Source organism: bacterium, assembly GCA_029210965.1.
In the GTDB taxonomy this organism is placed as follows: Bacteria; BMS3Abin14; BMS3Abin14; order BMS3Abin14; family BMS3Abin14; genus JALHUC01.
In genome coordinates this window covers 1-1,563 of the sequence record JARGFZ010000101.1, presented here as the reverse complement: position 1 = coordinate 1,563, position 1,563 = coordinate 1, and the positions used below count along the sequence as shown (strand labels likewise).

At 66.3% G+C, this 1,563-nt stretch carries 2 protein-coding genes; one reads left to right on the top strand and one right to left on the bottom strand.

Features of this window, described 5'->3' with window-relative positions; all coding sequences use genetic code 11:
- A partial coding sequence (locus P1S59_14445) for a hypothetical protein (protein ID MDF1527425.1) occupies positions 1–563 on the bottom strand: 563 nt, incomplete at its 3' end.
- Positions 564–584: 21 nt separating this feature from the next.
- Here P1S59_14445 and P1S59_14440 point away from each other — a divergent pair.
- Positions 585–1,523, top strand: coding sequence for a hypothetical protein (locus P1S59_14440; protein ID MDF1527424.1), 939 nt, complete (start codon positions 585–587; stop codon positions 1,521–1,523).
- The last annotated feature ends 40 nt before the right edge of the window (positions 1,524–1,563 follow it).

Here is a 1,563-nt window from a genome sequence, read left to right as displayed (position 1 = left end):
CCAACGACGGCGCTGTTCTGGTGGGCCGGGCCAACGCCGAACAGGATGAGGCGGCGATCGACACGTCCGGTTCCTGGTTCGCGACGGGCAGCTGGACCGATGGCACCGACACGTGCGCGAACGTGTGCCACGATCCTTCGGTGGATGGCGGCTACTCGGCGGCGTGGGGCTCGACGAACTCGAGCTGCGCGTTCTGCCACTCCATGACGGATCCCGGCACGGGCAGCCACGGGGCCCACATGGCCGCGGCGGGGACTTACGGTATCCCGGTGGATTGCGACAGCTGCCACCCGAACAACGGGACGTCCTACGGTCACATGACGGGCAGCGTCGCGCTGTCGCTGTCGAACCTGACGTACAGCGCCAGCACGGCGGCTCCGTATAACACCACCTTCGGGACCTGTTCGACGACCACGTGCCACAACGACGGGACGGGCGCGGCCACCCTGACGCCCATCTGGGGCAATGCCGGCACCGGCTGCGCCACATGTCACGCGGCCACGCCCACCCAGGCCCACGGCGCCCACCTTGCCCACCCGACGGTTGACTGCACCGACTGTCACACCGCCACCAGCGAGACCTCCATGGCCGGCCAGACATCGCACATCAACGGCACCGTGGACGTGGCGGCCCAGGCCAGCGCCTACAGCGGCACAGTAACGGTAGGTGACGGCGGCCTGTACGGAACCTGCGACAGCGGCGCCTGCCACGACGCGGCCGTTGACCCGGCGTGGAACGCCACCCCGTCGCTGCTGGGTTGTTCCGACTGCCACTACAACACCCTGGACGTGAACAGCTTCAACGGTCAGGACGAGACGGCCAGCGCGGTGGCCACCGGTACCGCTTCCAGCGAGTGGACGGGCCGCGGCCACGGGGCCAAGTCCATCGCCTGTCTGGACTGTCACGCCATGAGCCAGGCCCACGATTTCACGGCAGCTCTTTCCAACGCCAATGCGTTCCGGTTGACGACGGGCTTTACCTGCACCGACAATGCCGCCAACTGTCACGATGGCAACCCCACAGCTTCAGTTGCTACCGTGGTTAATCACAGCAAGACGGCCATGAGCATAGCCGGCTACAACACCCAGGTGGACTCCTGGTCCATCACGCCCAAGTGCGTGGACTGCCACGATCCCCACGGTGACGCCTCCAACCTGAAGATGATCCAGACCGACCTCTGGGATAACGGCTCGAGCACCATGTCCACCACCGTGGGCGTGCCGACGAATCACGGGGCCATCGGCAACAGCAACCTGGCCTTCGTCAACGACACCACCGGCGTGAGCACCGCCGGCGACAGCTACGCCGACGCCGACGCGCCGTTCTCCAGCCTGTGCCAGGAGTGCCACGAGACCGTCGACGCCGACATGACCTCCTTCCAGGACGACGCCACCGCCTCTTCCACCGGCCACCCGTCACCCGGCGGCAACCCGGGCGACTGTTCCGACTGCCACAAGCACGACACCGCCTTCAAGCCTTCGGGCTGCTCCGCACTGAAGATCTCCATTGATCTTCTGATCTGATCCAGTTCAGGGGATGGCAGTACAGGCAGGTTGTCGGTCC